Below are 25,206 nucleotides of genomic sequence, written 5' to 3'. Positions count from 1 at the left end.
AGGGACGCTGTCCCTCACACTCCCTGGGATTTTTCGAACCAGAGAAGGATCAGGCGCCCAAGCGCGGGATGGCGTGATGGCCGGTGGCAAAGCCCACGTGTTTGGTTTCCATGTAGAAGTCGAACGACCAGTCGCCGCCGTCTCGCCCGATGCCCGATGCCTTGACCCCGCCGAAGGGGGTGGGCAGGTGGCGGACGTTTTCCGAGTTCACCCAGATCATCCCCGCCTCGATGGCGGCGGTGGTGCGCATGGCGCGGGTGATGTCGTTGGTCCAGACATAGGCGGTCAGCCCGTATTGGGTGTCATTGGCAAGGGCGATGGCCTCTGCTTCGTCCTTGAACCGGATCGAGGTCAGCACGGGGCCAAAGATTTCCTCCTGCGCGACGGTCATGTCGTTGGTGGCATGGGTGAACAGCGTCGGGTTGACGTAGTGGCCCGCACCCTCGGGCGCTGTGCCACCTGCGGCGATGGTGGCGCCGTTCTGGCGGGCGATGTCGAAGTAGGACGTGACCTTGTCAAAGTGCACCTTGTGGATCAGCGGGCCGACTTCGGTCTTGGGGTCCAGCGGGTGGCCCACGGTGATGTTGCCCACACGCGCGGCCAGTTTCTCCTCGAACTGGTCGGCGATGCTGTCCTGCACCAGCAGGCGCGACGAGGATGTGCAGCGTTCGCCGTTCAGCGAGTAGATCATGAAAATCGCCGCATCCAGCGCGCGGTCCAGATCGGCGTCGTCAAAGACGATGATAGGGTTCTTGCCGCCCAGCTCGAAGTGCACGCGTTTCAGGGTGTCGGCCCCTTGTTTCATGATCATCGCGCCGGTCTTGCTTTCCCCGACAAAGGCGATGGCCTTGATTGCCGGGTGTTCGGTCAGGGCCTTGCCTGCTTCTTCGCCCAAGCCGTTGACCAGGTTCCACACGCCCGGCGGCAGGCCTGCGTCTTCGGCGATCTCCATCAGGATGCGGGCGGTCAGTGGCGAAAATTCGGCCGGTTTGTGGACGATTGTGCAGCCTGCGGCCAGCGCCGGTGCGATTTTCCACGTGGACAGCATGAAGGGCGTGTTCCACGGCGTGATGATCCCCACCGGCCCCAGCGGCGTGCGGGTGGTGACGTTCATCAATGTGGCCGAGGGCAGCATTTGCCCGTCGCGCGCGGTGGGGGCGCGGTCAGCGAAGAAACGGAAGTTTTCAGCGCCGCGCAAGGCGGCTTTGGACATGAAACGCAGGGCTTGCCCGGTGTCCCAGCATTCGCACAGCGCGATTTCTTCGGCGCGTGCGACGATCCCGTCGGCGATGGCGTGCAGGATTTTCTTGCGTTCCGTGCCCGCCATGTCGCGCCACGCCGGAAAGGCGTCGGCGGCGGCGCGGGCGGCGGCGTCGATGTCGGCGGAGCCACTGCGCGCCACACGTGCGATGTGGGTTTCGTCCACGGGGCTGTGGGTGTCGAACCAGTCACCGGATTGCGCGGGCAGGGGCTGGCCGTTGATCTGGTTCAGGATGCCGGTGTCGGCAAAGCGGGTCAGATGGCCGTGCAGGGTGGTCAGGTTCTTATCAAGATCGGACATGGTGTGATCCCTTACAGTTGGTCGCGAATGGTGCCGGATTTGGGCGAAAGGCCGGGGTCGATGTCACGCATTTCCATCGACAGGGCGATGGAACGCTGGGCCATGACGGGTGCTAAAAATGCCTCGGCTGCGGCGAAAACGGATTGGGTGGCGGCCTGTTTGGCCGCTGTGGTGCGCCCTTTGCGCAGGCGGACAGAGATGTCGATATAGCCGTGTTTGGCCTCGCCGTCCGCGATGCTGACGTGGTTGGCCGCGAACGCCCGCACACGGATGCCCGCCATCGGGAACACGCCGGTGTCGATGGCGGCGCGGCGGATGTGGTCGCACAGCGCCGCGATGTCCACGTGTGCCTCTAGGTTGGGCGAATAGTCGATCATCAGGTGTGGCATGTCTCGCCTTTCGCAAGTTTTTCTTAACATCGCAACTATTGTCATGTTAAGTAAATGAAAGCCACTGCGTCAAGGATAAGATTTTCATGACCCGCACACTTGCCAGCACCAGCCGTTCGTTGCCCATTGCCCTGATGCACGCCCGCGAGGCTGTGATGGGCCCGATCCGCGAGATGCTGGCGGCGTCGGATGTGACCGAACAGCAATGGCGCGTGTTGCGCGTGCTGGACGAGGCCGGACCGCTGGATGCCAGCACGCTGGCGGCACGCGCGGCGCTGTTGCAGCCGTCGCTGACGCGGATCGTCAAGGGGATGGTGTCCAAGGGGCTGGTGACGCAGGTGCAACATCAGCAGGACCGGCGACGGCAGCAGGTTGCAATCACCGAAACGGGCGCGGCGCTGATCGTGGCCAATGCCGCCCGCGCGGCCGAGATTGCCGAAGGCTGGCGGGTGCATCTGGGCGCGGCGCGGTACGAGATGCTGTTGGATATTCTGGGTGATCTGGCGGACCCGGGTGCGGCGCAACAGGTTGAGGACACGATGCCAAAACCGGCCCAGCCCCCTGTTGCATAGCGCGATAGGCTAAGGCACCTTGGGCGCATGTTATTCAGAATGAAAAGGGCGCGGCCCAGAATGGTCAGAGGTTCCCATGGCCTGCATCTGGTCGCATCGGTGACAGCATGAAACGCTTGAAACTGGGGATTCTTCAGGCCAACCACGACCGCAGCATCGAGGTCGGCGACGCCTTTGCCGATGACGCGCACCGGTTTCGGGATCTGTTCGACGCGCAAGAGCAGCGGTTCGATTACCGCGTCTACATGACGGTGGGCGGCGAGGTGCCGCAAGACCTGGACGATCAGGATGCCTATCTGATCACCGGCAGCCCGGAATCGGTGCTGCACGGCATGGCATTTCTTGATCCGTTGTACGATTTTATCCGCCGCGCCGATGCGGCGCGCAAACCGCTGCTGGGCGTGTGCTTTGGCCATCAGGCGATTGCGATGGCGCTGGGTGGCACGGTGGAGCAGTCGGATTGGAATATCGGGATCGAAACCCACACGTTTCTTGAGCATTTTGACTGGATGCAGCCCGCGCAAGAGGATTTGAACCTGCACAGTTTTCACCATGACACGGTGACGGTGCTGCCCGACGGCTGCCGCCGCATCGCGGAATCGCCGGGCTGCGTGAACGCGGGTTTCGCCAAGGGCGACCACATCGTCACCACCCAAGGGCACCCCGAATTCACCGACCGGTTCATGGCCGGCGTTCTGGAGGCGACGAAACACGTGCTGTCCGCCACCGAGGTCGAAGTGGCCGAGGCGCGGGCGGGTATGCCTTCGGATGGGGATGTCTTTGCCGCGTGGGCGACGCAGTTTTTCGGCGGTACGGTTTAGCCTTCCATGCTTTGCCCTCTGCACACCGTGTTGCGCTGGCAATTCGGCGCGGCGCGGGTAGTCTGGCGGTCAAGGATAAAGTCCAGAGATCAAAGGGAATCAATTTGATGCGCGCGATAGTATACGACCGCTTTGGCCCGGCGGCCCAAGTCCTGACCGTGACCGACATGCCCGCCCCCGCACCGGCGGCAGGCGAGGTTGTGGTGGATCTGGCGTTTTCGGGTGTGAACCCGTCGGATGTCAAAGCGCGCGGCGGCACCCGCCCGGGCGTGACCAAGCCGCCGTTTCCCCAGATCATTCCGCACAGCGACGGTGCCGGCACGATTTCTGCCGTGGGCGCGGGGGTGGACCCTGCGCGCGTCGGGCAACGGGTGTGGATCTGGAACGGCCAGTGGCAGCGCGCCTTTGGCACCTGCGCCGAACAGATCGCGGTGCCGTCGGATCAAGCGGTGGAACTGCCCGAAGGCGTCGACATGCAGACCGGTGCCAGCCTTGGCATTCCGGGGCTGACCGCCTGTCATGCGGTGTTTGGCGGCGGTGATGTACGCGGCAAGACCGTGTTGGTGCAGGGCGGGGCAGGCACCGTTGGTCTGCTGGCGGTCAAGCTGGCGCATTGGGGCGGCGCGCATGTGATCGCCACGGCGCGCGGGGCCGGGGCCGACCACGCCCGCGCCGCAGGGGCTGCCGAAGTTGTGGACTTTACCGACCCAAAGCTGGCGGCCAAGGTTCTGGCGGCAAACGACAGCAAGCTGATCGACCGGATCATCGAACCCGAATTTGGCGTGAACATTGCCACCGACATCGCGCTGGTGGCGCAGAATGGCACCATTGCGGCCTATGGGTCGGCGGCGCAGCCCAGGGCCGACTTCAACTTTCTGGAACTGATGTTCAAGGCAGCCACTGTCGATGCCATCCTGATCTACCTGTTGCCGCTGGCCGAACGCCGGCAGATCATTGCCCGCCTGCACGATGCCCTGAGCGATGGCGCGCTGGATATTCCGGTCGAGCAGGTTTTTGCCCTGTCGGACGCTGCCGCCGCGCACGAAGCGGTGGAACAAGGCGGGCGTCACGGCGCGGTGCTGGTCGAGGTGGGCAAATGAACCCGCTGCGCCGCCTGCTGGCCGCCCTGACACTGGCCATGGTGCTGTGCGCACCGGTCCACGCCGAAACCGCAGGACAGCCGCAGGGCGCGATCACCGTCGAGGACAGCGCCCAGCAGGATGCCGCCATCGCGGTGCGCATTCGGGACATCATGTCGGAACTGGACGGCTACGGAAACGTCACTGTGACGGTGTCGTCGGGGATCGTGACCCTGCGCGGCACAACGCTGGATACCGACACTTCGGACCAACTGAACGATCTGGTTGGCCGGGTCGAGGGCGTCGTGGCGATCAGGAACGAGATAACCGAAACCACCGATGTGGTCGAACGGCTGAACCCGGCTTACGAGCGGTTCAAGACGCGGCTGATGCAGACCGTGGCGCTGGTGCCGCTTCTGGGGGTGGCGTTGCTGGCCTTTGCGCTGGTGGTGCTGGCGGGGGTGTTGCTGGCGCGGGCGAAATACCCGTGGGACCGGATCGCGCCGAATGCGTTTATCGCCGACATCTACCGCCAGATCGTGCGGTTGGTCTTTGTGGTGGCGGGCATCGTGATCGCGCTGGACATCCTGAACGCCACGGCGCTGTTGGGCACCATTCTGGGTGCTGCGGGGATCGTCGGTCTGGCCATCGGTTTCGCTGTCCGCGACACGGTCGAGAACTTTATCGCCTCGGTCATGCTGTCGTTCCGCCAGCCGTTCCGCCCCAATGACACGGTCGAGATCGAAGGTGACGTGGGCAAGGTCATCAGCCTGACCAGCCGCGCGACGATCCTGCTGAGCTTTGACGGCAACCAGATTCGCATTCCCAACTCGATGGTCTTTAAAAGCCGGATCATCAACTACACCCGCAACACCGAGCGTCGCTTTACCTTTGACGTGGGTGTGGCACCTGCCTCGGATCTGGCGGCGGCCAAGGCGCTGGCGCTGGAGACGATCAACAAGCTGCCCTTTGTGCTGGCCACACCGGCGCCCGCGATCTGGATCGAGACGATTGGGGACAGCACCATCGGCATTCGCGTGACGGGCTGGATCGACCAGCACGAAACCGGCTTTGCGCTGGCGCGGGGTGAGGCCATCCGGCACGTGCTGATCGCATTCGATTCGGCGGGAATCGAAATGCCCGAGCCGACGTTCCGCGTGGTCTCACCCGCTGACAAGCCCGAGGCACCGGTGAAACCCGCCGTCGTCATCCGAGAGGTCGAAACAGAGGACGTGCAGTCCACGCAGAACGAAGCATTGGAGAAGATTGTCGATCAGGAACGGGCTGAACGTGCGGACAAGGACCTGCTGACACGGGAAGGCGAAGAAGAATAACACTTCGCACACGATTTGCCGGATTTTGGGCTTGCGCCTGCGGCAAGTGGGCATTAATTAGCGCGACACGTTGGGATGTAGCCAAGTGGTAAGGCAACTGTTTTTGGTACAGTGTACCGTAGGTTCGAATCCTACCATCCCAGCCACTTCTTCTTAGTTCAGCAAACCAAGCACCCCCGTCGCCGGGAATGCCCCTGTTTCATGCCCCAGCTATTATTGCTGACCCAGGGGGCTATTGAGGGGAAGGGGAACAGGTCTGCGCCCGAACATCTGGTGTAGGTGCCCGGACGCATCACGGGCCGTTCTGCCCGCGTTTTCTGTCGATTCGTAACCTTACTGCGTTGGCATCTGCGCACCGCGGCTGATCGGCATGGCGTCCGAATCCGACCAGTATTCCAGCGCATAGCTGCCACCTTGGGTCTCTCCGCGGTATTGCAGATAATTCTCAACCGATTTGGTGAGCTGCATGGAAAAATCCATGCTGATCGCCTGACCCGCGTCAAAGGTTTCTCCGTCCTTGAAGTTGCGGAACCAGCGCATCCATGCGTCCGAAGCCGGATCGCCGTTCGCGGGGATCGGCAGGGAGCTGGGGCTGAGCCATGGCATGATGGGCGAGATGCTGGCGATCTGGCCGGTCGAGTGGCATGACATGCAGCTAGAGGTCGGATTGTCCGCAGGTCCGTTCAGACGCGAGTTGAAGCCCAGGTGCATGGGGGGCAAGGCCGCATCAGGGTTGATCCAGGTTTCTTTCAGATCGGCGTTGATCACGGTTTCGACGGGTTTGCTGTTGAGGAATGTCGCGTTGTCTTGCGGATCATTGCCCCACATCACGCCGACCGGCATCAGGTTGCACCAATTCTTGCCCGCGCCTTCAAAGGATTCGCAGGCGGTGCCATAGGTGGTGGCATATTCCTCCGACTTCGAGGCCGCGCCGTTATAGGCGAAGGTGCCAAAGACCCAGCCACCCGCCTCTGTGGCGCTCAGGTCTTTGACCATCACATCCATCTGCAACAGGTTGACGGTTTGGGTTGATCGCGCGGCGGTGGTCAGGTCTGAGGGGCAGGTTTCCAGCCCGATCACATCGCAGTTGTAGATATAGGCCTGCCATGACAGCGGATTGGTCAGCCACGGCACCTGGGTTTCGTCCAGCACGGTGAACAGGAATTTGCCCACGACGGTGCCTTCGGGAAAGGCCTGACCGGTTTCCATGGCGTTGATCATATGGGTCATGTCCGGCCCGGTATCGGCCGATGGCCAGACCTGTCCGATGGTGAAGCCGCCGGGGCCGTTGTAAAAGCCCACAGCATAGGCCGACGAAGACCTGGATTGGTCCGGGTGCAAGACCTGCGGTGACAGGGGGCCTTCGCGGGTCAGACCGTGATAGCCTTCGCGTCCATTGCTGCCCCAGTGTTGCCAGGGCACATGATACCAGTCGATGCCGGCTGTGTTGTGCTGAAGAAAGAAATCGTCGGTCACGGCACCACCGCGAATATTGCCTTTGAACACGTAATCGCGCACCGCCATGACATAGGCCAGCGGGTCGGTTGCATAGTCAATGGCCAGGATGTCGACGACTTCGGGGTCCAGGGCGGGTGCTTCGCGCGGGAAATTGTCGCTCAGTACAAAAACGGGTCCGACGTATTTTCCGGGAGCTTCGAAAAAGCCGAAGTCGGGAAAGCCGACGGTCGGTTCGTATTTGAAATCCTGCGCGGATGCAGTTGTTGCCAGCAGTGTCGCGGCAATGGCTGTTGTAGAAATTGAAAGGTGTTTCATATGCTGTCCCTTAATAAGCGTGAAATCAGGACGCTCAAACACGGCATCGCAGGCCGGTGTCGTTGGTCCGTTGCCCGAAAATATCTGGGCTGCACTCATACAATCGTCGTCAGCATGTCCGCGATTGTGCCGCTTGTATAGAAATTTCTCTCGTATAGGTTGAACTTTGTTGAATTGCGCGCCTCAGGATTGATTTCCCAAGGCGCGCAAATTGACGCCGCCCTATCCCTTTGGCGTTTGCGACAAGACCGACGTTGCCACGTCGCGCAGCAGGGTCCAGTTGATCGGCTTTTGCAGGAACGGTTCGTTCCATTCTGCGCCATCGGTCTGGCGTTGCCGGATGGAATCATAGCCCGACATCAGCACCACATGGGTTCCGGGGAAACGGGCGCGGATTTCCTTGGCCAGGTCATGGCCCTGCATCGCGCCGGGCATCACCAGGTCGGTGATGACCAGATCGGGGGCGGGGCCGCTGCTCATGATGGCCAGCGCGTCTGCGGCGCTTAGGGCGACCTGCACCTCGTTGCCGTCAAGCTGCAACTGGCGCGCCATGACGCGGGTGACCTTTTCGTCGTCGTCGACCAGCAGGATGCGATGCGCCGATGTCTCGGCTTGCGTGATGTGCTGTGTTTCTGGCGCGTCCATCGGGCTGTCCGGTGACAGCGGAAAGGCCATGGTGACTGTCAGCCCCTGGCCCGGATCAGAGGACAATGTCAGCCCGCCCCCCGACTGGCGACAGAACCCCGATGCGACCGACAGCCCCAGGCCCGTGCCTTCGCCTACCGGCTTGGTGGTAAAGAACGGCTCGGTTGCGCGGGACAGTTCCTGTGCGGTCATGCCCGGACCCTTGTCGACCACGGTGACGGTGACAAAGGTGCCCGAAAACAACTGCTCGGCCCCGCCAAAACCTGCGACCTGCTCGCGCCCCATATCCTGTGCGACTGTGCCGATCACGATACTTCCCCCATCGGGCTGGGCGTCACGGGCGTTGATCAGGATGTTCAGCAGCGCCTGCTGGAAGTTGACCGGATCAACCTCGACGATCAGTTCGCGTGTCGCAAGGCGGGTGGTCACGGTGATATTGGCCGGGCACAGACGCTGGAACATGGTCAGGGTTTTCTGGATCAGGTCATCCAGACTGACGGGCACCGGTTCCAGGCGCGACTTGCGGCCATAGGCCAGCAGTTGCCGGGTCAGTTCGGCGGCATTCTGCACCGCCTGCACGGCTTCGGTCAGATAGACCGGATGCGCAGTCTTGTCCGGGTCCGCCTGTAGCAGTTGCAGGTTGCCCAGCACCACCGAAAGCGTGTTGTTGAAATCATGCGCGACGCCGCCGACCAGCTTGCCCAGGGCTTCGATCTTCTGGCCGCGCTCCAGCGCCACCTCGGCCACCTGCCGCGCTCGGTCGCTTTCGCGTTGCAGCTTTTCCGCCTGTGCTGCGCGTTGTTCGGTCTTGTTGACCGCATTGGCAAAGTAAAACCCCGCCGCAACCAGCATCAGGATCATGGTGTAGGCCAGAAAAGACGCCCGCAGATCGGCCGAGACGTAGTTCAAGTTCGACGCAATCAGCGCCAGGCCTGTCAGGCCGACGGGCACCAGAACCAGAAACGGCAGCAACCTGCGCAACATCTGGCTGCCCAGTTCCGGCGCGGCCAGAACCCGCATCCACCCGACCTGCGCATCGTTGATCAGAAAGGCCACGAACAGTGCGGTGAAGCCGACCGCGGTGTGCAGCGCCATAAGGGTGTAGACGGGGTTCGCAAACAGCGCCTCCGAGTTGTAGAGATAGCCGATGATCGGCACCATCGCCAAGCTAAGGCCCAGCGTTTTGGGCAGCAGTCGGGCGACGGTCGTCAGCCCTTTTACGGTTCTGGACCACAGGCAAACCGCAACCAGCAGACAGGCCAGTGCGGTGCCGATCGACATGCCGTCGCGTTCCAATTCGATGAAGGGCAGCCGGTAATTGGCAATAACATCCGCCGCGATCAGGATGCTGCACAGGCGCACCACCCATGGGTTGGCCCTCTTGTACAAGGCGATCAGGCCAAGGCTGCCCAACAGCAGCGAAATCGCCGTGTTGGGGACCATCGCCGGAAACGCGGGCCATATGCGTACAAAGAAGTCCACGCCAAGGCCCCAGCCTACGATCAGGTTCAGCGCCGCCAGAACGCCGGTTGATGCCGCCAGAACAAAGGCGGTCTTGCTGTGCCAAGAGGTCGGCAGGGGCGTTTGTGTCGTCATGTCGTCGTCCCAAAAGGCCGACAGCTCCGCGCAGGAAACGTTCAGGCCGCCACGTGAAGGATTCGTCCGTACAACCTACACGATTCTGGGGAAATCAAAAACAATCAGGACCTTGCGCGGTTAACGCCCTCTGGGCTAGCGGTCGGGGGCGGCCATCACCGGCCCCGAGGGCATACCAGCGCCCGCCGTGGCAGGTTCGGGGGCAAGGGGCGGCATGCGCCTGAAGATGCCATAACACAGGCAGGCGGTCGCACCCATCATCGGGATCAGCAGGCCCATCGCAAACAGCGCATCCCCGATCAGCGCACCGATGCTGCCCACCACAAGGCCCGATCCCATCTGGATGAACCCCAGCAGGGACGCGGCGGCGCCGGCCATTTTGCCAAAGGGCGCAAGGGCCGCGGTGGACATGGTGGGCATCACGAAGGATATCCCGAAGGAATAGATCGCCACGGGGATCATCACGTGCAAAAAGCTGGGTGGCCAAATCAGCAGGGTGGCTGTGCCGACGCTGCCTGTGGCGATGAACAGCAGCCCCGGCAGCACGATCCGTTCCGACCCGTAGACTGTCATCAGACGCCGCACCAGCAGCGATCCGGTGAAAAACGCACCCGATTGCGCCAGCATCGACAGGCCGAATTGCGACGGCGTCAGGCCGACATCGCGCATCAGGATAAAGGGCAGGAAGGTCGCCTGTGCATAGACCGCGCCCAACGCGCCGCCGATGACGAAGGATGCGCTGAGAAAACGCCGGTTGGTCAGCAACATGCGGTAGGACCCCGCCAGCGCCCTGAAGTTCAACCGGCTGGTGTCGCGCACCACGGTTTCTTTCATGGCAAAGATCGCAACGCAGATCACGATCAGCCCCAGAACAGCCATCAGCACAAAGATCGACCGCCAGCCGAACACCGGCAGCATCAGCCCGCCGATGGTAGGGGACAGCGCCGGCCCCAAGGCAAGGATGATCCCGATCAGGTTCATGATCCGCGACGACCTTTCACCGGTGAACAGATCGCGCACAAGTGCACGCGAAATCGCCACCCCGACCGACGCGCCAACCCCTTGGGCAAAGCGGGCAAAGATCAGCGTTTCAACGGTTTGCGACAGCATAGCCAAAAGGCTGGCGGCGCAATACAGCAGCATGAACGCGATGGTCACAGGGCGTCGCCCCAGCGCGTCCGACAGCGGACCGGCAATCAACTGGGCGCAAGCGAAGCCGCCGAAATACAGGGTCAGCGTCAGCTTGACGACGGATTCAGTGGTGTCGAAATGGTGCACCATTTCGGTCATCGCGGGCGTGTACAGGGCCATCGAAACAGGGCCGATGGCAACCAGCAAAGCGCCGATAAAGCTGACCTTGCGTTCGGACATGATGGGGTGTGCAGTCATGATGCGCTTTCGGTGCGCGCGGCGGCGCGGTCGGTTTCAAGGTTTTTGCGAATGGCAATGGCGACGGATTTGAACGTGGCAACCTGTTCGTCAGTCAGACCCGCGGTGGCCTGCGCGCGGGCTTGCTGGCCTGCGACGGCAATGCGTTTCAGCAATTCCTGGGCGGCGTCTGTCAACGTCACGATCTTGGCGCGTCGATCAATGGGGTCGGCAGCACGCTCGACAAATCCCGCCCGCTCCAGATTGTCGAGATAGCCGGTCACGCTCATCGGGGCGAGGCCAAGATTTTCGGCCAGCACGTTCTGCCGTGTCGCGCCGCAGCGGGCCATGTGCACAAGCACGCGCGCTTCCGAAGCCGTGACGGGCACGCGGACCTTTTCGATTTCACGTTCAAATGTGCCGCGCATCAGGCGCGACATATCAACGATCAGAAAGCCGAGGCTGTCGGGATCGACGGCTTTGGCGTCCGTGGTGTGTTGGGGCGTTAGAACAGGCATAGGGGTCCAGAAAGGTAAGGTTGCCATATTATATTGGCTACTTACTACTTTAAAAGGCAAGGTCAATGGCCGGCATTTGGTTTTTCTGATCCTTACGCGACAGGCCATGCCGGCCTTTCGTGCATTGCGCGAACAGGGCGGACTACATTCCTAAAACCGGCACTGACATAACCGAAACCCGCCTATCCCCCCCTGTGCGCCTGTGCTTGAGTGCTGTGCGTGGCCCGTTTCAAAAGGAAGTGTTCGCTCGTGTCCCCCGTATCCCATGTGTTCCCCCGACATACCAAAGCGCTGCCGCCGACCGTTTCGCACGGGCAGGGCGTTTACCTGTATGATGTGGACGGCAAAGCCTATTTTGACGGATCGGGCGGCGCTGCCGTGTCGTGTCTGGGCCATGGCGACCCCGAGGTGACCGCGGCGATCAAGGCGCAATTGGACGCGGTTGCCTTTGCCCACACCAGTTTTTTCACATCCGCCCCCGCCGAGGCGCTGGCCGACAAGCTGATTGCCCATGCGCCCCAAGGGATAGACCGCGTTTATTTCGTCTCGGGCGGGTCCGAGGCGATGGAGGCCGCGCTGAAACTGGCGCGCCAGTATTTTGTCGAGATCGGCCAGCCGCAGCGCCGCCATGTCATCGCGCGGCGGCAAAGCTATCACGGCAACACGCTGTTCGCGTTGGCGACGGGTGGCAACGCATGGCGGCGGGCACCTTTTGCGCCGCTGATGGTGGACACATCGCACATCGCCCCCTGTTATGCCTATCGCGGGCAGGACACGGGCGAAAGCGCCGAGGATTACGGATTGCGCGCGGCCAACGAGCTTGAGGCCGAGATTTTGCGGCTGGGCGCGGACACGGTCTTTGCCTTTGTGGCAGAGCCTGTGGTGGGGGCGACGTCGGGGGCGGTGCCGCCGGTGCCGGGATACTTCAAACGTATCCGCGAGATTTGCGACCAATACGGCGTGCTGCTGATCTTGGACGAGGTGATGTGCGGCATGGGCCGCACCGGCACGTTGTTTGCCTGCGAACAGGACGACGTGCGTCCCGACATCATCGCCATCGCCAAGGGGCTGGGTGCCGGCTATCAGCCGATTGGCGCGATGCTGTGTTCCGCTGACATTTACAAGGCCATCGAAGACGGCAGCGGGTTCTTCCAGCACGGCCACACCTATGTCGGCCATCCTGTCGCCTGCGCGGCGGCACTGGCGGTGCTGACCAAACTGACCGACGGCGGGCTGGCGGCCCGTGCGGCCGAGATGGGCAACCGGTTGCAGGCGGCGCTGGAACTGGCGTTCGGGCAACACCCCAATGTGGGGGATATTCGCGGCAGGGGCCTGTTTCGCGGGATCGAATTCGTGATGGACCGCGAGACCAAAGCGCCGTTCCCGCCCGAACGCGCCCTGCACAAGGCACTGAAAAAGGCGACATTCGAGGCGGGGCTGATCTGCTATCCGATGGGCGGCACAATCGACGGGCAGCGCGGCGATCACATCCTGCTGGCGCCACCGTTCATTCTGGACGACAGCCACATCGAGGAGATCGTGGCCAAGCTCAAGACAGCCATCGACGCGGTGATCTAGCGGCGATTGGCGGGCGCATCGACGGCAAAGTGCGCCTGAAACGGCGCGATGCCGCTGCCTTTTGCTCGTGCGGCGACCCCGGCGGTGCCCTGCGCAATGATGATCTGTGCCAGCCCACGCGTGTCCAGCTGTTGCGTGGCGGTCTGTACTGCTGTCACCAGCTGGGCGCGCAAGGGTTCGGACAGGCTGGTGTCGATGACGATGGCCTGCGGATGCAACAGGGCGTGCGCGTTGACGCAAGCGGTGGCGATTGTGACGGCGGCCTGTGCCAGCCAGTCGTCAAGAACCGCTTGGGTCGCAGCGTTCAGCGCGGCGGCGTCGTATAGCACCTGTGGCGACAGGCCCGCCGCTGTAATCTGCGCTTCCAACTGGTGCAGCGACGCGGTGTCGATCAACTGCTGCGCGGCACCGGCCAGCATTGACCCGATGGCCCCCGCCTGTCCGCCCCCCGCGAACAGCCGCCCGCCCAAGGCGATGCCGCCACCGATGAAGGTGCCCACGTAGATGTAAACGAGGTTTTCATAGCCATCGGGATTGCCGGTTTCCAACTCGGCCAGACAGGCCGCCGCCGCATCGTTCAACGCGGTCACGGGCAGCGCAAACCGCGCCTGAAGCTCGGTCCGCAAATCCGCAGTGCCCCAGTCCGCCATCGCCCCCCTTGGCGCACCGATCGTATCCTCCCAATCCGCCAGTTGGTCGGGCAAGGCCAGCCCGATGCCGGTCAGGCGCGTGCGTTGCGTGGTGCTAAGGCGGTCCAGCACCGTGGTGATGGTGCCGTTGATCACGCCGCGCAGATCGGTCAGTTGCGGGTATGCGTATCTGTGCGTCACCCGCTCCAGAATGCGGTAGTCAAAGCCCATGCCGACCACTTCGAGCGAACGCCGACCAACTTTGACGCCGATGGATGTCGCGCCGTCGGGGTTCAGCGTGAAAGGCGTTGACGGCTGCCCGACACGCCCGCGCACCGCTGTTCCGGCCTGCAACAATCCCTGGTCTACCAGACGGTTCACGATCACCGTCCCCGACTGCGCCGACAGCCCCGACGCGCGGGTCAGGTCGGCTTTGCTCAGCGCACCGGCATTGCGGACCAGATGCAGAAACAGCCGGTCATTGTAGGGGATTGGTGCCGTGGCGTCTGTCATCGGGGGTCCTGTTCTGTGCTGCGAAAAAAGCCCATAGGACGCAGGCAAGTCAATATATAAATCAAGTTGAATTAGTTATTGACTTGTACGGTGATTCTGCCCCTTCTTCAGCACGACACAGGCAAGAGAGGACAGCGCAGGTGCATCGCAAACCCGTTATCGCCATCGGCGGCGAGAACCTGATTGATTTCGTCCAGACCGGAGAGGAAGACGGCGCGCCGCTGTTCGATGCCAATCCGGGCGGTTCGCCCTTTAACGTCGCGGTGGGACTGGCGCGGCAGGGGGTTGAGACGCATTACGTTACGCCGATCTCGACGGATGAACTGGGCGACGCATTGGCCGAACGCCTGACTGCATCGGGGGCCATCCTGGCCGCGCCGCGCCGCCCCCAGCCGACATCGCGTGCGGTGGTGACGCTGGAACATGGTATCCCGACCTATGCCTTTCACCGTGATGGTACGGCCGAACGGCAGGTGACGGAAAAAAGCCTGTGGAAAAGCATTCCAGCCGACGTGACCGCCCTGCATTGCGGGTCGCTGGCGCTGGCGGACGGGGCGGATGCAGATGTTTGGGTCGAGGTGATGACCCAAGCGGCGGCACAGGGGATTTTCGTGTCCTTCGACCCCAACGTGCGCGAGTCGTTGATTCACGACCGTATGGCGTACATCGAACGTGTCAGTCAGGTGATGCAGGCCGCGCATCTGGTCAAGCTGAGCGATGAGGATCTGGGATGGCTTTATCCCGAAGAAACCGAAGACGACGCCATCGCGGCGCTGTTCGACGTTGCGCCTGCGGGGCTGCTGGTGCTGACGCGCGGACCCAAGGACGCGACGGCCTTTTCCAGATCAGCCACCTGCACCGTGCCCGCGCCGCATGTGACGCGGCTGGTCGATACGGTGGGGGCGGGTGACACGTTCATGGCGACCTTGCTGGCGACGCTGGCCGCGCGCGATGCGCTGTCGGCTCAGGCGCTCGAGGCGATGGATGCGGACGATTTGCGTTATCTGTTGCGCCGCGCAGGGCAGGCGGCGGCGCTGAATTGTGAACACTCGGGGTGCAATCCGCCGTCGCGGTCGGATATCGACGTGGCACTGGCTGGCTGAGGATTTGCCCGAATGGCGCTGTATCTTGACACTGCGGACGTAACAGCGTGGGACGCGCTTATGCCCACGGGGCTGTTTCACGGGATCACGACGAACCCGTTGTTGGCGTCCCGTGCGGGGCTGAACTATCCCGCAATCGACTGGGCGCAGATGGCCACCCGTGCCCGCGATCTGGGGGCGAAAGAGCTGCACGCACAGGCTTTCGGACCGGTCGAGGGCTATGTCGACTGGGCGGGTGCGCTTTATGAGGCGGGCCGTGCTGCGGGGATTGAAACCGTGGTGAAAATCCCGCTGGTCGAACCCGCGATCCGTGTGACCGGGGCGATCCGTTCCTTGGGCGGGCGGGTTCTGATGACCGCCTGCTATGACGCGAAACAGATGTTTGTCGCCAATGCGCTGGGTGCCGATTTCATCGCGCCCTATTTCGGGCGGATGGACGGGCTGGGCATGGATGCCTACGGCGCGCTGGCGCAGATGAAGGCGATACAAGGGGCAGCCAACAAGCGGTGCACGATCCTTGTGGCGTCGCTGCGGTCGCCCGAACAGATGGTGCGGCTGGCCGCCGAAGGGCAGGACACGTTCACCATCAGCCCCGACGTGGCGCGGGCGCTGCTGGACGACCCCAACACTGCCGCCGCCTATGCCGAGTTCGAGGCGACGGTCTAGAGTTTGACCGTCGCGCCCTTGGCCAAGGTGCGCGGCGCGGCGTTCAGCGTTTCGATGGCAAAGCCGGCGGCGGCCTTGTACTTGGCCATGAACTCTTGCCGCTCAGCGGGTGGGATCACGTCGTCGATGTTGTCGTATTCCCCGCCTGATCGGTCGTTCAGCATGTTCAGCAGGCCGAACGGCCCGGCACCGCGATTGCGCAGGATCAGTTCGGAAATCGGGCCGCACAGTTTTGCGTCATAGGCAGCCAACGCCTGCGCGGTGACCCCGTGTTCCACGAATGCGACGCCCAAGGCGCGCGCGTCGATCACCGCTTGGCTCGCTCCGTTTGATCCGGTGGGATACATCGCATGTGCCGCGTCGCCCATCAGCGCCACCGGGCCGTCGACCCAGGTGGACACCGGATCGCGGTCGATCATCGGGTTCTCGTAGGCGCTGTCCGACCCGCGGATCAGCGCGGGCACGTCCAGCCAGTCATAGACCCAATCGTCGAAGTGGTGGATAAAGTCGTCAATCGGCACCTCGCGGAACCACCCGATGTCGGCGCGCTCGGACGGGTCATCCATCGTGACCTCGGCGATCCAGTTGACCAGCGCAAGGCCGGTGTCAGGGTCGGGATGCGAGATCGGATAGATCACCATGCGTTGCCGGTGGGTGCCCAGACCCACAAAGGACGATCCGGTGCGAATGGGCTTGGCCAGCGCGGTTCCGCGCCACATCACCGCACCGCCCCAGTGGATCGGCGGCTGGTCGGGGTGCATCTGTGCGCGCAGGCGGCTGTGGATGCCGTCCGCACCGATCAGCAGCGTGCCGTCCTCGCGCGATGTACGGCCGTCAGCATGTTCGATCAATGCGGTGACAGTGCCGTCGTCATTCTTTTCATAGCCGGTAACCTTGGCACCCAGCCGGATCGCGTCGTTGCCTGCGCGCTCCCGCAAGGTGCGGGCCAGCAGCATGTGGAATTCCCCACGGTGCATCGCGTATTGCGGCCAGTTGTATCCCGCCTCAAGCCCGCGGGGTTCGGCATAGATGTCCTGACCGTTCAGCCCGACCATCGCCCATTCGCGCGCAGGCACGCCGACGCTGTCCAGATCGTCGGCGGTCAGCCCCATGTCGAACAACTCGCGCACCGCGTTTGGCTGGATGTTGATCCCCACGCCCAAGGGGCGCAGGCTGCGCACGCTTTCGAACACGGTGCAGGGCACGCCGATCTGGTGCAACGTCAACGCCAGAGCCAGCCCGCCGATACCGCCGCCTGCAATCAGAACGCGGGTCAATTCAACAGTACCGGAATTTGCACCGGCCCGCGAAAGCCAAAGCCGCGCCAGATCACGTTATCGGTGTCGGGGATGCTCATGTTCGGGAAGCGGTCGAACAGCAGCGGCAGCATCACCTGCCCCACGGCGCGGCGGGCCACATGGGTGCCCTGGCAGAAATGCGGGCCGTTGCCAAAGGCCTGATGCTGGTTCTTGTCGCGGTACACTATGAAATCCTCGCCGTTTTCGTACAGGTCCTCGTCACGGCACGCGCTGGCCTGAATGGTCATCACCGTGTCGCCCTTGGGGATGTGATAGCCGCGAATTTCGGTATCTTCCAGCACCAGACGGGCCGAGGCCTGAATGGGTGCGACCCAGCGCACACCTTCCTCGAACGCCTTGTCCCAGTGAGCGTTGCGTTTGACCTCTTCCAACTGGTCGGGGTTGGTCAGCAGCCCGTAGATAATGGTGTTCAGCGCATCGCGCGGCTCGTTGATGCCGCCGCCGATGGCGATCTTGATGTTGGAATAAATCTGGCTCATCTCGATGGGATCATCGGCGTTCAGCATCACCGACAGCGCCGAATTGTTTGGGTTTGCGCGGTGGCGGTCCTGCAAGCTGTCCATCAGCGCGTTCATCTCGGTGTTGGCCTGATCGGAAATGGCAAAGGGTTCGTCCTTCCAGCCGAAGTTGCCCGCACCGTTGATCAATGCCTGGGACCAATGTTGCATCTGGTCGTCCGTGGCCTCGTCCAGACCCAGCAGAACCGCCAGCCCACGCGCGGCATAGGGGCCGGACAGGGCAGGGAACAGATCCACCACCTCGCCGCGTGGCAGGCGGGCGACGTAGTCCTCGGCGATCTGCTGATAGCGCGGCATCCAGTCGTTCATGATCACCTTGGGCGCAAAGGCCGGGGCCATCGCCATCCGCTCGCGCTTGTGGGCCTCGCCGTCCTTGCGCATCAGCGTGTGCGCCTGAAAGGCGCGTTTCATAGGCGTGTTGGGATCGTCCGAGCTGAAAATCTCGGGGGTGTCCTTGACGTATTTGGTGTCCTCGGCCTTGGTCAGCAACGTGCGGCCGGCCGCCTTGACGCGCAGCACCGGGCTTTCGGCGCGCAGGCGGCGGTAGATCGGGTAGGGGTCACGATCAAGCTGGTCCAGTGTGATCGTTTCGTCGAGGGGGGCAAGGGTGGTCATGGTGGAACCTTTCGCTGAATGGAAAGACGCAGGGACCAAGGCCCCTGCAACATGGGCGCAAGTCTATTCGCAGGTGAAACTGTCTGCTGACGCGGCATTGCTGCCGGTATAGCGGGCAACCTGCGGCGCCGGGCACAGCGGGCGCGAGATGCCCGCCATCGTCTCGGGCAAGTCGCGGTTCGACGCACGCGCGGTGGCGGTCACCGCCAGGGGTTCGGTGCCGTCTTCGACCCATGCGACCAGCTCTGCGAACATGTCAAAACCCTCGACCGCTGGGCCACCGGAGCAGTGGGTCATGCCGGGAACGGGATAGAACTTGGCAAATTCGCCTGCGTTGCCGCCGTTGTTGGCATCCAGCTTGCTGTACCAGTCCGCCGTGTCGTTGATCGAAAACACCGGGTCCGAGACGCCATGAAAGACGATCATCTTGCCACCCGCATCGCGGAAGGCGGCCAGTTCGGGGTTGTCCGATCCGGGCGGGGTCATCACCTCCATCGCGGACTCAGGGTATGCGTCGCTGGTGGCGTAAATGTCCTCAGCGCGGGTCGACAGGTCAAAGTCCTTGAGGAACTGTTCCAGCGTGTCGGGATCGCCGGCCACTTCGGTCGGGGGGGTGGTGAAAATCTGCGCCAGTGACGCGGCACCCATCACCGCGATGATCGGCTTTTTGCCCCATGGCGGGATCGGGCTTTCCAGTTTCCAGAACCGCCAGCCGCCACCGGCGATGCCGGTGTCCCACGGGAAATCGCTGTAGACCGGCGTGCCGCCATCGGGCGCACCGGCGTGAATGGTGTTCAGCGCTGTGACCTGTTCGGGCGACAGACAGGCCGAGTTCTGGCCGTCCGTGCATTGCAAGGCAGCACTGTCAAAGCTGGCCTGACAGGCGGCGGTGTCCATCACCAGACCGTCCTTTAGCCCGTCCAGAGCATCGCAGGCTTGCAGGATACCGTTCGCGACCGTTTGCAAGTCCTCGGGGCTGAAAGCGGTGGCAAGATCGCCGGTGACCGCTGTCAGCGCCTGAACGTCAACTGCATGTTGCAGGGCGGCCTTGGGCAGGTTGTAGCCCGGCGCACCGGCCAGCAATCCGTCAAAGGCCTGAGGCATCCGCGAGGCCGCGACCAGTGCGTGCCGCCCGCCGTTCGAGCAGCCCACGCCATAGCTGTGGCCGATCTCGTCGTTGTAGAAAGCTTCGACGATCTGGCGGGCCAGCGGGTCCAGCACTGCCACAGCCTTGTAGCCGTACATCTGCCGCGCTTCGAAATCGAACCCAAAGCGCGCACCACCGGCAAGGCCCGCATCGGTCACAGCCTTGCCATCGTGGCCCGCGTCAGAGGACACGACGGCAAAGCCGCGCGCCAGAGGTGTCTGTTCACCCGTGCCCGCGCCCATGCCGCCGGTGGCGGGTTTCACTTCGCCGTCGTTGCCGCCATTGAACTGGTGGACATAATCGCCGTTCCAGACATCGGGCAGCGCCAGTTCAAAGCGCAGCGCATAATCGCGCCCGTCGGTGCCGGTGCGTTCGGCTGTCGTGGCGCGGATGCGGCATTGCGCGGCTGGGCTGTCATCGCCCGCCGGTACTGCGGCCACATCGGTGAATGTGACGCCGCTCAGGCCCAGGGCCTCGGGCGTCAGCCCCTCGCACTGCATCTGTGCCGTGGCCAGCGTGGCCGTGCTGCACAACAGTGCGGCCGCTCCCATTGTCTTCAACATCACAGTTTTCCTCCCAGATACTCTGTGTCTTAATCCTGCGTGCGCCTCAGACTGTTTCCCCCAGCAAACGCAGGGCGTTTTCCTTCAGGATCAGCGGGCGCACCTCGTCCTTGAACGGGGCGGCCTCGAAATCGGCCAGCCAGCGGTCGGGCGTGATCGCGGGCCAGTCCGAGCCGAACAGCATCTTCTTTTTCAGGATCGAGTTGGCGTAACGGATGAATGTCTCGGGGAAGTATTTGGGCGACCAGCCGGACATGTCGTAATAGACATTGGGCTTGTGCTGGGCGACGGCCAGCCCTTCCTCGGTCCAGGGGAACGAGGGGTGGGCCAGAATGATTTTCATGTCGGGGAAATCCACCGCCACGTCGTCCAGATACATCGGGTTGGAATATTTCAGCCGCATTCCCATCCCGCCGGGCATGCCCGAGCCGACGCCGGTCTGGCCGGTATGGAACAGGGTGATCACGCCCTCTTCGGCGCAAGCTTCAAGCACCGCATAGGCGGTTTCGCGGTCGTTGGGATAGAACCCTTGCATGGTCGGGTGAAACTTGAACCCGCGCACGCCGAAATCGCGCACCAGACGGCGCACTTCGCGCGCGCCCGCCTTGCCCTTGTGCGGATCGACCGAGGCAAAGGGGATCAGGATGTCGTCGTTTTCGGCGCAGATGCCTGCGACCTCTTCGTTGGAATAGCGGCGAAAGCCGGTCTCGCGCTCGGCATCCACGGGAAAGATCACCGCCGCAATGTTGCGCTCGCGGTAATAGTTGGCCGTGTCCTGCACGGTCGGCAACATGCCCTTGGCGCCTGCGGGATTCTTGAAATAAGCGGCCATGCCCGCCTGAAATTCGTTATAGCCATCATCACGGTGGTCACAGCACGGCTCTTCCGCGTGCGTGTGAAAGTCGATCGCGCGTACAGATGCAAAGTCTACCAAGAATCAATCCTCCCTCGGGTTTTGTCGAAACTCTACCACGAAAAACGCTATGCTGTGTAACAATTACAGTCTATAACACTTTTAACATTATTTACAGGGAGGGGATTCTCGTGGCCAAAGACGCAGCCAAGACACACGTGACCCGCATCGAGATCGAAGACGACATCGCAACCATCATCTTTGCCCGCCCTGACAAGCGCAATGCCATGAACGATGCGCTGGTGGCGGCGCTGGACGATTTCTTTTCCCATCCGCCCGAAGGTGTGCGCGCGGTGATCCTGTACGGTGAGGGCGGCCATTTCTGCTCGGGTCTGGATCTGTCCGAACACGAACACCGCAGTCCCGAAGAAACGGTTTACCATTCGCGCAACTGGCACCGTGTGGCCGATCTGATCGAATACGGCGGCTTGCCTGTCATCGCGGCGATGACCGGTGCGGTGATCGGTGGTGGTCTGGAAATTGCCACCTCGGCGCATGTGCGTATTGCCGAGCCGTCTGTGCGGTTCCAACTGCCCGAGGGGCGGCGCGGTATCTTTGTCGGCGGCGGGGCCACAGTGCGTGTGGGCCGTATCGTCGGTGCCGACCGGATGCGGGAAATGATGCTGACGGGCCGCAACTACGGCGCCGAGGATGGCCTGCGTCTGGGCCTTGCGCATTATTCCGTGGGCGAGGGCGAGGCGTTGCCGCTGGCGAAAAAGCTGGCGCGCGAGGTTGCTGACAACGCGCCTTTCTCGAATTACCTGATGATTCAGGCCATCGGGCGCATTGGCGATATGTCCCGCGCGGATGGTCTGTTCACCGAAAGCCTGTCCGCCGCGATGTCGCAGACATCGGCGGGGGCGCAAGAAGGTCTGCGTGCGTTCCTGGAGAAACGCCCACCTGATTTCCACAAGAAATAAACCGGAAGAACCGGTTCTGCGATCATCTTTAGGGAGGAAACAAGATGAACAAACGGACACTACTGATCGGCGCGGCTGCGGCTGTTGCCATGTTGCCGGGGCTGGCGTTCGCGCAAGAGGTCACCTTGCGCCTGCACCAGTTCCTGCCCCCCGTGGCCACAGTGCCTGCCAAGATTCTCAAGCCCTGGGGCGAAGAGCTGACGGCCGCATCGGATGGTCGGATCGTCATTCAGCACTTTGACGCGATGGCACTGGGCGGGCGTCCGCCCGAACTGCTGGACCAGGCGCGCGACGGTGTGGTCGATCTGGCGATGACCGTGGTGGGCTATACCCCCGGACGCTATCCGCGCACCGAGGTGTTTGAACTGCCGTTCATGATGAAGAATCCCGTCGGCACGTCGCGCGCGTTCTGGGAAATGGTCGAAACCGACTTTCAGGAAAGCGAATATCAGGACGTTAAGGTTCTGGGCGCATGGGTGCACGGCCCCGGTGTGATCCACACCAAGGACCCGGTGACCAAGCTGGAAGACATGAAGGGCAAGACCCTGCGCGGACCGACCCGCGTGATCAACGACATGCTGTCCGAACTGGGGGCCACCCCCGTGGGCATGCCATTGCCCGCGATCCCCGAAGCGCTGTCCAAGGGCGTTGTGAACGGCACCGTGATCCCGTGGGAAGTGACCCCGTCGATCCGTCTGGCCGAACTGGTCAGCAACCACGCCGAATTCTCGGGTGACGAGGCGCTGTACACCGCGACCATCGTTCTGGTGATGAACAAAGCCAAATACGACGCGCTGCCGGATGACCTGAAGGCCATTCTGGACGAGAAATCCGGCGCTGCCCTGTCCACGTTCGCCGCCGAGGTCATGTTTGAATACGACAAGCCGGGCCGCGACATTGCAGTGGAAAAAGGCAATACCATCGTGCAACTGGACGAGGCCGAGGTCGCACGCTGGAAAGAAGCAGCGCAACCGGTCGTAGCCCGTTGGGTGGCCGACATGGACAGCAAGGGCATCGACGGTCAGGCCCTGATTGATCAGGCCAAGGGGCTGATCGACAAGTACTCGAACTAAGGTTCGGCGCGGCGTGCCCCCTCTTCGGACGGGGTGCGCCGGTTGCCGCTTGCGGGGCAGTTTTCATGTATATGACACTTTATAAATCCGCCGACGCGCTGGCGCGCTGGATGGCGTTGCTGTCGGGTCTTGTCCTGCTGGTGGTGGTGGCGCTGACCTGCGTTTCGATTGCAGGGCGGGCGTTGCTGCCGCTGGACATCGGGGTTGGCCCGATCAAAGGCATTTACGACCTGACGGAAATCGGTGTGGGGGCGGCCATCTTCGGGTTCCTGCCGTGGTGCCAGTTGCAGCGCAGTCATGCCGCCGTGGATCTGTTCAAACCCGTCTTTGGCGGTGTGCTGAACCGCGTGCTGAATGTGGTTGTCGATCTGGGCATGTTGGCCGCCGCCGTGGTGATTGCCTGGCGGCTGTATCTGGGGATGGCGGACAAGCTGCGCTACGCCGAGACGACGTTCATCATGCAACTGCCCGTCTGGTGGGGCTATGCCGCAAGCCTTGTGGGTGCCGTTGCCTTTGCCCTTGTTGCTGCCTTTTGCCTGATCCGGTCGCTGCGTGCGCTGACCGGACAGCCCGATCCAACCGAGGAAGCCACCACATGAGCAACTTTGAACTGGCACTGTGGTCCTTTCCGGTGCTGCTGATCCTGATCTTTATCCGTATTCCGATTGCGCTGGCGATGCTGGCCGTGGGCTTTGGCGGGTCCTATCTGGTTATCGGGTCGCCGATGATGATGATGAACCAGCTTAAGACGCTGACTTATGGGACGTTCTCGAACTATTCCTATTCGATCATCCCGCTGTTTTTGCTGATGGGACAGTTTGCGACCCTGTCGGGCATGTCCGCATCGCTGTTCCGCGCCGCCGAAAGCTTTCTGGGGCACCGGCGCGGGGGCGTGGCGATGTCGGCCATCGGGGCCTGTGCGGGCTTTGGTGCGATTTGCGGGTCGTCGCTGGCGACGGCGGCGACGATGGGGCAGGTGGCCCTGCCGGAACTGCGCCGCTATGGCTATCCCGGATCGCTGTCGACTGGCGCACTGGCGGCGGGGGGCACGCTGGGCATTCTGATCCCGCCCTCGGTCATTCTGGTGATCTATGCGATCCTTGCCGAGCAGAACATCGAAAAGCTGTTCGTGGCCGCCCTGATCCCCGGCATTCTGGCCGCCGCAGGCTATATGATCGCGATTTCCATCTGGGTGCGCGTGTCGCCCAACGCGGCCACCGTGCGCCCGCGCGTGCCTTGGGCTGAACGGATGGTGGCGCTGGGCAAGGTCTGGCCGGTGCTGACAATTTTCGTTGTGGTGGTGGGCGGCATCTATCTGGGTATCTTCACCCCGACCGAAGCCGCCGCCGTGGGCGCGGCTGGCACGGGGTTGGTCAGTGTCGCCTCGGGGCAGATGTCGTGGGACAAGTTGAAACAGGCGATCCTGTCCACGGCCTCGTCCACTGCGATGATCTTTCTGATCATCCTGGGGGCGGGCCTGTTCAACAGCTTTCTGGCGCTGACCCAACTGCCGCAACTGGCCTCGGCTTGGGTGGCCGAACAGGGGCTGAACCCGTGGCTGGTGCTGACGGCGGTGCTGATCATGTACCTGGTCTTTGGCTGCATCATGGATTCGCTGTCGATGGTGCTGCTGACGGTGCCGATCATCTACCCGATTATGGTGGTGCTGGACTTTGGCATGTCGCCCAACGACTTTGGCCTGTGGTTCGGCATTCTGGTGCTGATCGTGGTCGAGGTGGGGCTGATCACGCCGCCAGTGGGGATGAACCTGTTCATCATCAACTCGATGGCGCGCGACATTCCCATTGGCCAGACCTATCGCGGGGCGATGCCCTTTGTGCTGACCGATATGATCCGCGTGGTGATCCTGACGGCGTTTCCGGCCATCACGCTGTCGCTGGTCTGGTTGATCGACTATCTGGTGCCTTAGCGTGCTTAGAGTGACGGCACTGATCCCCTAAACGCAAAACGCCGCGCTGGTGAAGCGCGGCGT

At 62.7% G+C, this 25,206-nt stretch carries 22 protein-coding genes and 1 tRNA gene; 12 read left to right on the top strand and 11 right to left on the bottom strand.

The genetic code is table 11. From position 1 onward, the window contains the following. Window positions 1-49: 49 nt before the first annotated feature. Both hpaE and AAC077_RS15565 read right to left on the bottom strand, forming a co-directional pair. Window positions 50-1,561 (bottom strand): 5-carboxymethyl-2-hydroxymuconate semialdehyde dehydrogenase, encoded by a 1,512-nt coding sequence (gene hpaE, locus AAC077_RS15570; RefSeq protein WP_339771241.1) that lies wholly within the window; start codon window positions 1,559-1,561, stop codon window positions 50-52. Between the two features lie 11 nt (window positions 1,562-1,572). Next, window positions 1,573-1,950, bottom strand: coding sequence for a 5-carboxymethyl-2-hydroxymuconate isomerase (locus AAC077_RS15565; protein WP_339771238.1), 378 nt, complete (start codon window positions 1,948-1,950; stop codon window positions 1,573-1,575). Between the two features lie 86 nt (window positions 1,951-2,036). On the opposite strand from AAC077_RS15565, the gene hpaR reads away from it, so the two are divergent. From hpaR to AAC077_RS15540, 5 genes are all read left to right on the top strand, one after another. Then, the gene (gene hpaR / locus AAC077_RS15560) at window positions 2,037-2,522 is read left to right on the top strand and encodes a homoprotocatechuate degradation operon regulator HpaR (protein WP_339771236.1); all 486 of its coding nucleotides are present in this window, start codon (window positions 2,037-2,039) and stop codon (window positions 2,520-2,522) included. Between the two features lie 107 nt (window positions 2,523-2,629). After that, window positions 2,630-3,343, top strand: coding sequence for a type 1 glutamine amidotransferase (locus tag AAC077_RS15555; protein ID WP_339771233.1), 714 nt, complete (start codon window positions 2,630-2,632; stop codon window positions 3,341-3,343). Between the two features lie 107 nt (window positions 3,344-3,450). Next, window positions 3,451-4,443, top strand: a complete 993-nt coding sequence (locus AAC077_RS15550; protein ID WP_339771230.1) for an NADPH:quinone reductase — start codon at window positions 3,451-3,453, stop codon at window positions 4,441-4,443. Continuing rightward, the gene (locus AAC077_RS15545) at window positions 4,440-5,756 is read left to right on the top strand and encodes a mechanosensitive ion channel family protein (protein WP_339771226.1); all 1,317 of its coding nucleotides are present in this window, start codon (window positions 4,440-4,442) and stop codon (window positions 5,754-5,756) included. Before AAC077_RS15550 ends, AAC077_RS15545 begins: the two co-directional genes overlap by 4 nt. Before the next feature lie 71 nt (window positions 5,757-5,827). Then, window positions 5,828-5,902 (top strand) — tRNA-Gln (locus AAC077_RS15540). Between the two features lie 187 nt (window positions 5,903-6,089). Here AAC077_RS15540 and AAC077_RS15535 read toward each other — a convergent pair. The 4 genes from AAC077_RS15535 to AAC077_RS15520 form a co-directional block, all read right to left on the bottom strand. Next, window positions 6,090-7,529, bottom strand: a complete 1,440-nt coding sequence (locus tag AAC077_RS15535; protein WP_339771224.1) for a hypothetical protein — start codon at window positions 7,527-7,529, stop codon at window positions 6,090-6,092. A gap of 222 nt (window positions 7,530-7,751) precedes the next feature. Next, window positions 7,752-9,770: an ATP-binding protein gene (locus AAC077_RS15530; RefSeq protein ID WP_339771221.1), complete on the bottom strand. Its 2,019-nt coding sequence runs from the start codon at window positions 9,768-9,770 to the stop codon at window positions 7,752-7,754. A gap of 135 nt (window positions 9,771-9,905) precedes the next feature. Continuing rightward, entirely contained in the window at window positions 9,906-11,159 is a 1,254-nt protein-coding gene (locus tag AAC077_RS15525; RefSeq protein WP_339771219.1) for a multidrug effflux MFS transporter, read from the bottom strand. Continuing rightward, window positions 11,156-11,656 carry a MarR family transcriptional regulator gene (locus AAC077_RS15520; RefSeq protein ID WP_339771216.1) on the bottom strand — a complete coding sequence of 167 codons (501 nt, stop codon included), beginning with the start codon at window positions 11,654-11,656 and terminating at the stop codon, window positions 11,156-11,158. Before AAC077_RS15520 ends, AAC077_RS15525 begins: the two co-directional genes overlap by 4 nt. A 249-nt stretch (window positions 11,657-11,905) precedes the next feature. Here AAC077_RS15520 and AAC077_RS15515 point away from each other — a divergent pair, with 249 nt between their 5' ends. Beyond that, entirely contained in the window at window positions 11,906-13,234 is a 1,329-nt protein-coding gene (locus AAC077_RS15515; RefSeq protein ID WP_339771213.1) for an aspartate aminotransferase family protein, read from the top strand. On the opposite strand, the gene AAC077_RS15510 is transcribed toward AAC077_RS15515, so the two are convergent. Further along, window positions 13,231-14,376, bottom strand: a complete 1,146-nt coding sequence (locus AAC077_RS15510; protein WP_339771210.1) for an ROK family transcriptional regulator — start codon at window positions 14,374-14,376, stop codon at window positions 13,231-13,233. The genes AAC077_RS15515 and AAC077_RS15510 overlap by 4 nt on opposite strands. Before the next feature lie 140 nt (window positions 14,377-14,516). Here AAC077_RS15510 and AAC077_RS15505 point away from each other — a divergent pair, with 140 nt between their 5' ends. Together AAC077_RS15505 and AAC077_RS15500 are read left to right on the top strand one after the other, a co-directional pair. Then, a complete protein-coding gene (locus AAC077_RS15505) occupies window positions 14,517-15,479 on the top strand; it encodes a carbohydrate kinase (protein ID WP_339771207.1) in 963 nt (320 codons plus the stop codon). 12 nt (window positions 15,480-15,491) lie between these two features. Continuing rightward, the gene (locus tag AAC077_RS15500) at window positions 15,492-16,145 is read left to right on the top strand and encodes a transaldolase family protein (RefSeq protein WP_339771204.1); all 654 of its coding nucleotides are present in this window, start codon (window positions 15,492-15,494) and stop codon (window positions 16,143-16,145) included. Here the strand turns inward: AAC077_RS15500 and AAC077_RS15495 are convergent. The 4 genes from AAC077_RS15495 to AAC077_RS15480 form a co-directional block, all read right to left on the bottom strand. Next, window positions 16,142-17,422: a flavin-dependent oxidoreductase gene (locus tag AAC077_RS15495; RefSeq protein WP_339771201.1), complete on the bottom strand. Its 1,281-nt coding sequence runs from the start codon at window positions 17,420-17,422 to the stop codon at window positions 16,142-16,144. The genes AAC077_RS15500 and AAC077_RS15495 overlap by 4 nt on opposite strands. Next, window positions 17,419-18,597 (bottom strand): cytochrome P450, encoded by a 1,179-nt coding sequence (locus AAC077_RS15490; RefSeq protein WP_339771198.1) that lies wholly within the window; start codon window positions 18,595-18,597, stop codon window positions 17,419-17,421. Before AAC077_RS15490 ends, AAC077_RS15495 begins: the two co-directional genes overlap by 4 nt. A gap of 63 nt (window positions 18,598-18,660) precedes the next feature. Continuing rightward, window positions 18,661-20,307 (bottom strand): tannase/feruloyl esterase family alpha/beta hydrolase, encoded by a 1,647-nt coding sequence (locus AAC077_RS15485; protein WP_339771195.1) that lies wholly within the window; start codon window positions 20,305-20,307, stop codon window positions 18,661-18,663. A gap of 46 nt (window positions 20,308-20,353) precedes the next feature. After that, complete coding sequence (locus AAC077_RS15480) at window positions 20,354-21,241, bottom strand: amidohydrolase family protein (protein WP_339771192.1); 888 nt, start codon at window positions 21,239-21,241, stop codon at window positions 20,354-20,356. 110 nt (window positions 21,242-21,351) lie between these two features. Here AAC077_RS15480 and AAC077_RS15475 point away from each other — a divergent pair, with 110 nt between their 5' ends. From AAC077_RS15475 to AAC077_RS15460, 4 genes are all read left to right on the top strand, one after another. Continuing rightward, window positions 21,352-22,140: a crotonase/enoyl-CoA hydratase family protein gene (locus tag AAC077_RS15475; RefSeq protein WP_339771189.1), complete on the top strand. Its 789-nt coding sequence runs from the start codon at window positions 21,352-21,354 to the stop codon at window positions 22,138-22,140. A gap of 44 nt (window positions 22,141-22,184) precedes the next feature. Then, window positions 22,185-23,213, top strand: a complete 1,029-nt coding sequence (locus AAC077_RS15470) for a TRAP transporter substrate-binding protein (RefSeq protein WP_339771185.1) — start codon at window positions 22,185-22,187, stop codon at window positions 23,211-23,213. Window positions 23,214-23,278: 65 nt separating this feature from the next. Continuing rightward, on the top strand, window positions 23,279-23,812 hold the full coding sequence (locus tag AAC077_RS15465; RefSeq protein WP_339771182.1) for a TRAP transporter small permease subunit: 534 nt from the start codon (window positions 23,279-23,281) through the stop codon (window positions 23,810-23,812). Beyond that, the gene (locus AAC077_RS15460; protein WP_339771179.1) at window positions 23,809-25,143 is read left to right on the top strand and encodes a TRAP transporter large permease; all 1,335 of its coding nucleotides are present in this window, start codon (window positions 23,809-23,811) and stop codon (window positions 25,141-25,143) included. Before AAC077_RS15465 ends, AAC077_RS15460 begins: the two co-directional genes overlap by 4 nt. The last annotated feature ends 63 nt before the right edge of the window (window positions 25,144-25,206 follow it).

The sequence above is a fragment of the uncultured Pseudosulfitobacter sp. genome, assembly GCF_963976325.1.
Taxonomy (GTDB): Bacteria; Pseudomonadota; Alphaproteobacteria; order Rhodobacterales; family Rhodobacteraceae; genus Pseudosulfitobacter.
This window is presented reverse-complemented; position numbering and strand designations above follow the sequence as displayed.

What these genes read in the sequence shown, in the direction of transcription:
- AAC077_RS15555 (WP_339771233.1), top strand. Translation starts at nt 2,630, where the DNA reads ATGAAACGCTTGAAACTGGGGATTCTTCAGGCCAACCACGACCGCAGC.
- hpaR (WP_339771236.1), top strand. Translation starts at nt 2,037, where the DNA reads ATGACCCGCACACTTGCCAGCACCAGCCGTTCGTTGCCCATTGCCCTG.
- AAC077_RS15530 (WP_339771221.1), bottom strand. Translation starts at nt 9,770, where the DNA reads ATGACGACACAAACGCCCCTGCCGACCTCTTGGCACAGCAAGACCGCC.
- AAC077_RS15525 (WP_339771219.1), bottom strand. Translation starts at nt 11,159, where the DNA reads ATGACTGCACACCCCATCATGTCCGAACGCAAGGTCAGCTTTATCGGC.
- AAC077_RS15510 (WP_339771210.1), bottom strand. Translation starts at nt 14,376, where the DNA reads ATGACAGACGCCACGGCACCAATCCCCTACAATGACCGGCTGTTTCTG.
- AAC077_RS15470 (WP_339771185.1), top strand. Translation starts at nt 22,185, where the DNA reads ATGAACAAACGGACACTACTGATCGGCGCGGCTGCGGCTGTTGCCATG.
- AAC077_RS15535 (WP_339771224.1), bottom strand. Translation starts at nt 7,529, where the DNA reads ATGAAACACCTTTCAATTTCTACAACAGCCATTGCCGCGACACTGCTG.
- AAC077_RS15565 (WP_339771238.1), bottom strand. Translation starts at nt 1,950, where the DNA reads ATGCCACACCTGATGATCGACTATTCGCCCAACCTAGAGGCACACGTG.
- AAC077_RS15465 (WP_339771182.1), top strand. Translation starts at nt 23,279, where the DNA reads ATGTATATGACACTTTATAAATCCGCCGACGCGCTGGCGCGCTGGATG.
- AAC077_RS15490 (WP_339771198.1), bottom strand. Translation starts at nt 18,597, where the DNA reads ATGACCACCCTTGCCCCCCTCGACGAAACGATCACACTGGACCAGCTT.
- AAC077_RS15485 (WP_339771195.1), bottom strand. Translation starts at nt 20,307, where the DNA reads ATGTTGAAGACAATGGGAGCGGCCGCACTGTTGTGCAGCACGGCCACG.
- AAC077_RS15460 (WP_339771179.1), top strand. Translation starts at nt 23,809, where the DNA reads ATGAGCAACTTTGAACTGGCACTGTGGTCCTTTCCGGTGCTGCTGATC.
- AAC077_RS15500 (WP_339771204.1), top strand. Translation starts at nt 15,492, where the DNA reads ATGGCGCTGTATCTTGACACTGCGGACGTAACAGCGTGGGACGCGCTT.
- AAC077_RS15520 (WP_339771216.1), bottom strand. Translation starts at nt 11,656, where the DNA reads ATGCCTGTTCTAACGCCCCAACACACCACGGACGCCAAAGCCGTCGAT.
- AAC077_RS15550 (WP_339771230.1), top strand. Translation starts at nt 3,451, where the DNA reads ATGCGCGCGATAGTATACGACCGCTTTGGCCCGGCGGCCCAAGTCCTG.
- hpaE (WP_339771241.1), bottom strand. Translation starts at nt 1,561, where the DNA reads ATGTCCGATCTTGATAAGAACCTGACCACCCTGCACGGCCATCTGACC.
- AAC077_RS15545 (WP_339771226.1), top strand. Translation starts at nt 4,440, where the DNA reads ATGAACCCGCTGCGCCGCCTGCTGGCCGCCCTGACACTGGCCATGGTG.